This window comes from Oscillibacter sp., assembly GCF_032060045.1.
GTDB lineage: Bacteria > Bacillota > Clostridia > Oscillospirales > Oscillospiraceae > Oscillibacter.
In genome coordinates, this window is record NZ_DAMBZJ010000001.1 from 1 (window position 1) to 6,459 (window position 6,459).

The following is a 6,459-nucleotide window of genomic DNA, read 5'->3' on the forward strand; positions in this document are numbered from 1 at the left end:
CGACCACCGAGAGGACATTCAGGGGGATTACGATGCGCTGGTGCGGCTGGATTTGATTTTCGCCCGGGGCCAGCTTTCCTACAAGCTGGACGGAGTGCGCCCGGAGCTGCGGCGGGACGGAGCGGTGGTTTTGCGAAAAGCCCGCCATCCATTGCTGGACCGGGCAAAGGCCGTGCCCATCGACATTGAAATCGGCGACAGCTTTGACACACTGGTGATCACCGGGCCCAACACCGGCGGCAAAACTGTCAGCTTGAAAACGCTGGGCCTTTTGACCTTGATGGCCCAATGCGGACTGCACATTCCAGCTGGGTCCGGAAGCCAAATTTCCGTGTATGAGCGGGTGCTGGCGGACGTGGGAGACGAGCAGAGCATTGAGCAAAGCCTATCCACTTTCTCGGCCCACATGACCGGCATTGTTCAGATTCTCAAGGAAACGGACCGGCGAACCTTGGTGCTGTTTGACGAGCTGGGCGCGGGAACGGATCCGGTGGAGGGTGCGGCGCTGGCCGTGGCCATTATTCAGCGGGTGCGCCGTTCCGGCGCGAAGCTTGCTGCCACCACCCATTATGCAGAGCTGAAAACCTTTGCCATGACCACTGCCGGGGTGGAAAACGCCTCCTGCGAATTTGACGTGGAGAGCCTGCGCCCCACCTACCGGCTGTTGATCGGCATTCCGGGAAAGTCCAACGCCTTTGCTATTTCCAAGCGGCTGGGCCTGCCGGACGAAGTGGTGGAAGAGGCCAAGGCCCAGATGGCGGGAGACAGCGTCCGGTTTGAGGATGTGTTGACCCAATTGGAGCAAAAGCGGCAGGCCTTGGAAAAAAAGCAGGCGGAAACCGATCGGCTGTATCGGCAAAGGGAAGAAGACGCCCGCAAGGCCCGGGAATTCCGTACGCAGATGGAGAAGGCTAGGGACAATGCCCGCAGCCGGGGAGAGGCGGATGCCCGGCGGATCTTGCGGGACGTGAAAACCGCCGCCGACCAGACCATGAACGATCTGGCGGAGCTGCGCAGACGGCAGGCGAAATCCGATGCGGCACAAAACCTGAACGAAGCGCAAGCCGCCATCCGAAGGGGGCTGAACGAGGCGGAGGAAAAGCTGCGCAGCCGGGAGTTTGAGCCGGAGCCGATTCCAAAGCCCAGCCGACCCATTCAAAAAGGCGATCAGGTGGAAATCCCCGGCGTGAAAACCCCTGCGGAGGTTATCTCGGTGGGAAAGGACGGCGCACTGCAATTGCAGGCGGGCCGGATGAAAATGACCGTGAAGTCCGGCGAGGTGCGGCTGATTGAGGAGGCCGAGCGGAAAAAGTCCCCCCCGGTCCGCTCCAATCCCGACCGGCACCTCTTGCGCCCTGCCGCCACCAGCGAGCTGGACATCCGGGGGATGGAGAGCATCGAGGCCGAGAGCGTGGTGGAAACCTTTCTTTCCGCCGCCGTGATGGGACGGCTGGAAACCGTCACCATTATTCACGGAAAGGGAACGGGGGTTTTGCGCAAAGCTGTCCACGAGCTGCTGCGCCGGAATAAGGCGGTGAAGAGTTTCCGTCTTGGGGTATACGGCGAGGGTGAGTCCGGCGTCACGGTGGTGACGATGAAATAAGAACCGCTGCCATGAGGCGACAGAGATGTTTGTGCGGGCCGCTGCCTCAAAAGGCGGTGGAATTAATTGATGAGGTGAAAGAGATGCAGGTTTTACCGAAACAGTATCACATTCAGTGTGCACCGGGAGATGTGGGCCGCTATTGTATTTTGCCCGGGGACCCGGGTCGCGTGGCTTCCATCGCTGCTTTGCTTGACGGCGCGGTGGAGGTGGCCCAAAACCGGGAGTATACCACATGGACCGGGATGCTTCTGGGAGAGCGGGTTTCCGTCTGTTCCACGGGTATCGGCGGGCCTTCCGCCTCCATCGCCATGGAGGAACTGGTGAAGTGTGGTGCGGACACCTTTATCCGCACCGGCACCTGCGGCGGAATCGCGCTGGAAGTGCAGTCCGGAGACATTGTGGTGGCCACGGGCGCCGTGCGCTTTGAGCACACCAGCATGGAATACGCGCCCATCGAATTTCCCGCCGTGGCGGACTTTGGGATTACCGGGCATCTGGCAGAGGCCACCAAGGCCCTTGGCTATCCGCTTCACACCGGCGTGGTGCAGTGCAAGGACAGTTTCTACGGCCAACACAGCCCGGACCAATCCCCCGTTTCCTACGAACTTCTGCAAAAGTGGGAGAGCTGGAAGCGCCTCGGCGTAAAGGCCAGCGAGATGGAGTCTGCGGCCTTGTTCGTGGTGGCGGCGGCGCTGGGAGTGCGATGCGGCTCCTGCTTCCATGTGGTTTGGAATCAAGAACGGGAAAAGGCCGGCTTGGACCAGAACATGAGCGAAGATACTGCCGCCTCCGTGAAGGTGGCGGTGGAGGCCATGAAGCTGGTGATTGCGGCCGACCGGGCGGCGGCGGAGAAGTGAGTGGACCATGAGCTTTAAAGACCTGTGGAACACGGCGCTGCCGGGCGGGATTTCGCTGACGTTTGGGAAGGTCGCGTCTGCCGTGGGCGTGTTGCTGGTCTGCCTGATTGTCATTCGGATTCTCATGCGCCTTCTTCGCCGGATTATGAGCCGCAGCAAGCTGGAAGAGCGGGTGCATAAGTACCTGCTGATGGGCGTGAAACTGGTGCTATACATTATTACTGCAATCATCGTGGCGGACACGCTTGGTATCAACTCCTCATCGTTTGTGGCGCTTTTGAGCGTGGCGTCTCTGGGAGTTACGTTGGCGGCGGAGGATGTCCTGGGCAATGTGGCCGGGGGACTGGTTCTGCTTTCCTCCCGTCCCTTCACCCTGGGGGATTTTATCGAGACGGACGGCGTGTCCGGCACGGTGGAGGAAATGGCCCTGAACCACACCAAGCTGGTGACGCTGGAAGGGCTTACGGTGATGATTCCCAACCGGAAACTGTCTTCCGAAAAGCTTACCAACTATACTGCTCTTGGCCGCCGCCGCATCTGCCAGAAGGTGAACGCGCCTTATTCCGCAAGCATCGACACGGTGAAGGCCGCCTGTCGAACGGCGCTGGAGCGGACGAAGGGGATGCTGGCTGACCCAGCCCCCTCGGTATACCTGACGGAGTGCCGCCCCAGCGCTATGGAATACAGCGTGTACTGCTGGGCGGCCACGGCAGATTACTGGACGGTCTATCTGACCTTGGGGGAGAACCTGCGCCGGGTCTTTGAGGAGCAGGGGATTGAAATGGCCTATGACCACTTGAACGTCCATATTCTGGATGGAAATAACACGTAAAACAGTGAAAACACAAAAGTCCCGTGAGATTTCGTCGAAATCTCACGGGACTATTTATGAAAAAATGAAATACAGCCTTGAGTTAGAAGGGACGAATCAAAGCTCACGCAGTTCGTATAAATCCGTGCGCCGGGCGGAGAGGATGGGGAGCTGGCTGCGCACAGACGAAACTTTGGAAAGGTCCAGCTCGGCATATAGCACCGTGGCCTCGCCCTCCCCGCGGCACAGAACGGTTCCCCAGGGGTCCACGGCAAGAGAGTTGCCGTAGGCTACATAGGATGCATCCATATTCCGGGCGGGGGATATCCCCACGGTGAAGCACTGATTGTCTACCGCTCGCTGGCGGAACAAAAGCTCCCAGTGGGCGGGGCCGGTGGTCATGTTAAAGGCCGCTGGAACAAAGATGCATTTTGCGCTGCGCAAGGCCATGCACCGGACCAACTCCTCAAACCGAAGATCAAAGCAGATACAAAGGCCCATGACCCCAAATTCTGTGTCAAAGGTGGTAATCTGATTGCCGGGAGTGAGGGTGTCAGACTCAAAAAACCGCTGTCCACCCGCCACGTCAATGTCAAACAGATGGACCTTGCGGTGGCGGGCAAGTTCCCGGCCCTGACGGTCGTAGACATAGGACGTGTTGTAAACGTTCCCGTCCGCAAGCTCCGGGATGGAGCCGCCCACGATGTAAATGCCAAGCTCTCCCGCAAGAGAAGAAAGCGCAGACTGCGCCTGCCCACCTGCCGTTTCGCCAAAGGCACGGAAGCAGGCATTGTCGTAAGGACAGCAAAACATCTCCGGAAGAACGGCAAAATCCGCTCCGTTTGCCGCTGCTTCCCGAATTTTTTCGCATGCAAGGGCAATTTCGGCGGCCTTGTCCCCGGTGCCGCTTGCCAATTGAATCAACGCGACCTTCATAGGAAAGCTCCTTTCATAAGAAAACTCTGTTTCCCCGGCGTTTTTTATATTCAAGAACCCGGTTGGTACGGCGGTTTAAAGCCGCTTACAGGCCGTTGACCACCCGCTTGGGCCGTCTGCCGGATCGGACGCTCTCCAAATCCTCGAACAGCATCCGATGCGCCGCCCGGAAAGCGGACTGGGCCACACCGCCGTAATGGGGGCAGAGAATCAGTCTGTCCGGAAATTCGGCCGCCAAGCGAACAAGAGGATGGTCCCTCCCTGCAGGTTCCGGCTCGTAGCAGTCCAGTGCCACGCCCGCAAGTTTTCCCTCCCGCAGGGCGTTGCAGAGGGCCTCATCGTCGATAATTGCGCCTCGGGCGGTGTTCACAAGGCAGGCTGTGGGTTTCATCCGGGCGAGAAATTCCCGGTTTATAAGCCCCCGGCTTTGGTCGTTGGAGGGCAGGTGAAGACTGATAATGTCGCTCACCGCCGCCAGTTCCTCAAGCGGGAGATAGCGGGCGTTCAGCTGTGTTTCCGTCTCCGTGTCCCGACGATGGGGCGCATAATAATATACCGTGGCGCCAAAGGGGCGCAGGCGCTCCGCCACCGCCTGACCGATGGCCCCGAAGCCTACCAGTCCCACGGTGGAAACCGATAAATCCGCGGGAACGTCCCTCTCCACTAGACGCACGGCTTCGCCCTGCTTGCCCGCGCGAACCATGCGGTTGCCCCACAGAACCCGGTGGAGCAGCATGCCCATCAGCGTCACGGACAGCTCGGAAACCGCTGCCGCGTTGCATCCGGCGCAATTGCACACATAAATGCCCCGGGCCCGGGCTGCATCCAGATCAATGCGGTCAAACCCCACGCCCTCGGAGTGAATCAGCTTCAGGTTGGGCATGTTGGAAATTAGTTCTGCCGACACGGGGGTCACTGGCGTGACAAACAGCGCGTCGGCGTCGCTTGCAGCGGCCAGCCACTCCGCCTCGGTCCCTTCCCGGTCGCAGAAAATCTGCTTCGCTGATTTGGCGCCGGGAAGGTCTGAACCAAAGGCGTCATAACGGGATTGGGGGGCCAGCACCAATACTTTCATAAGCACAGTCCTTCTATTGCAAATTTTTCTCATCCCCGGCGGAAGATTCCGGCGAGGTTGCGGGGCTTTCGTTCTTCTTGCTGGGGGTTTCATCCGGTTCTATGGGTTTTGCAGGTTTCTCATCGGAAGTTTCCGCTGTGTCTACGAGTGGAGTAGCCGCTGCGGCGGTGTCCTCGGCCGGTGTTGGCTCCGCCAGTCCCCGCGCTGCGCGGACATCCCGGGGACTAATTTTCATCAGGTCGTCCCGGGAAACAGTTTCCATGCCGGCCAGTCGATTGGCCTGATTGACCAGAAGTCGCTCAAAAATGTTCCGCACGCCCCGGGCATTGCCAAAGGAGATGGATTCCGCGTTTTCCTCCGCAATAAACTCCCGGACCAGCCGCCTGGTTTCCTCCTCCGGCTGATAGCAGCCCTTTTTGCACTGAATGTCAAAAATGGACAGCAACTCCTCCGGGGTGTAGTCCTCAAAGTGTAAAAAGCGGTTGAACCGGGATTCAAGGCCGGGATTGGAGTGGACAAAATCATCCATCAGCCCGTCATACCCGGCCACGATGACCACCAAGTCGTCCCGGTGGTCCTCCATGGCCTTGAGGAGGGTGTCGATGGCCTCCTGCCCAAAGTCGTTTTCCGCTCTGCCGTTGAGGGCGTAGGCCTCGTCGATGAACAAAACGCCGCCAAGAGCCGCTTCGATCGCCTTGCCGGTTTTAATGGCGGTCTGGCCCACGTACCCAGCCACAAGGCCGCTGCGGTCCACTTCCACCAGATGGCCTTTGGAGAGAATGCCAAGGCTGTGGTAAATGCGGGACATCAACCGGGCCACCGTGGTTTTGCCCGTGCCCGGATTGCCGGAGAAGACCATGTGAAGACTCAGATCCGCCACCGGCAGGCCGTGGTCCTTGCGAAGCTGGTGAACCGTGGCCAGATCAATGAGGTTTTTCACCTCTTTTTTTACGGCGGTCAGGCCGATATAGCCGTCCAGCTCTGCCTGCAAGTCTTCAATTTTTTCCGGAGGCGAAGCAGGCTGCTCGGCAGGAGCCCCTTCGTCGTTTCCAGTGGAGGAGGCGGTACCGCCGCTCTCTTTTGCTCCGCCGGTTTTCAGCGGAGGTGCGGGAGGAGGCGCAGACGGCGCCTTCGGCTCCGCAGGCTTCGGCGGAGCCGAGGGATGGCCCCAGAA

The 6,459-nt window shown here is 59.5% G+C and carries 6 protein-coding genes; 3 read left to right on the plus strand and 3 right to left on the minus strand.

Annotation, left to right across the window (positions count from 1 at the left end; all coding sequences use genetic code 11):
• The 3 genes from RT018_RS00005 to RT018_RS00015 form a co-directional block, all read left to right on the plus strand.
• On the plus strand, positions 1 to 1,603 hold a 1,603-nt coding region (locus RT018_RS00005; protein WP_312938464.1), incomplete at its 5' end, for an endonuclease MutS2.
• Positions 1,604 to 1,686: 83 nt separating this feature from the next.
• Positions 1,687 to 2,463 (plus strand): uridine phosphorylase, encoded by a 777-nt coding sequence (gene udp / locus RT018_RS00010; protein WP_312938660.1) that lies wholly within the window; start codon positions 1,687 to 1,689, stop codon positions 2,461 to 2,463.
• 7 nt (positions 2,464 to 2,470) lie between these two features.
• Complete coding sequence (locus RT018_RS00015; RefSeq protein ID WP_312938466.1) at positions 2,471 to 3,295, plus strand: mechanosensitive ion channel family protein; 825 nt, start codon at positions 2,471 to 2,473, stop codon at positions 3,293 to 3,295.
• A 96-nt stretch (positions 3,296 to 3,391) separates the two neighbouring features.
• Here the strand turns inward: RT018_RS00015 and RT018_RS00020 are convergent, their stop codons facing one another.
• From RT018_RS00020 to RT018_RS00030, 3 genes are all read right to left on the minus strand, one after another.
• A complete protein-coding gene (locus RT018_RS00020) occupies positions 3,392 to 4,210 on the minus strand; it encodes a carbon-nitrogen hydrolase family protein (protein WP_312938467.1) in 819 nt (272 codons plus the stop codon).
• A gap of 85 nt (positions 4,211 to 4,295) precedes the next feature.
• A complete protein-coding gene (locus tag RT018_RS00025; protein WP_312938468.1) occupies positions 4,296 to 5,285 on the minus strand; it encodes an NAD(P)-dependent oxidoreductase in 990 nt (329 codons plus the stop codon).
• Between the two features lie 13 nt (positions 5,286 to 5,298).
• Positions 5,299 to 6,459, minus strand: a 1,161-nt coding sequence (locus RT018_RS00030; protein WP_312938470.1) for an AAA family ATPase, incomplete at its 5' end; no start/stop codon positions are given.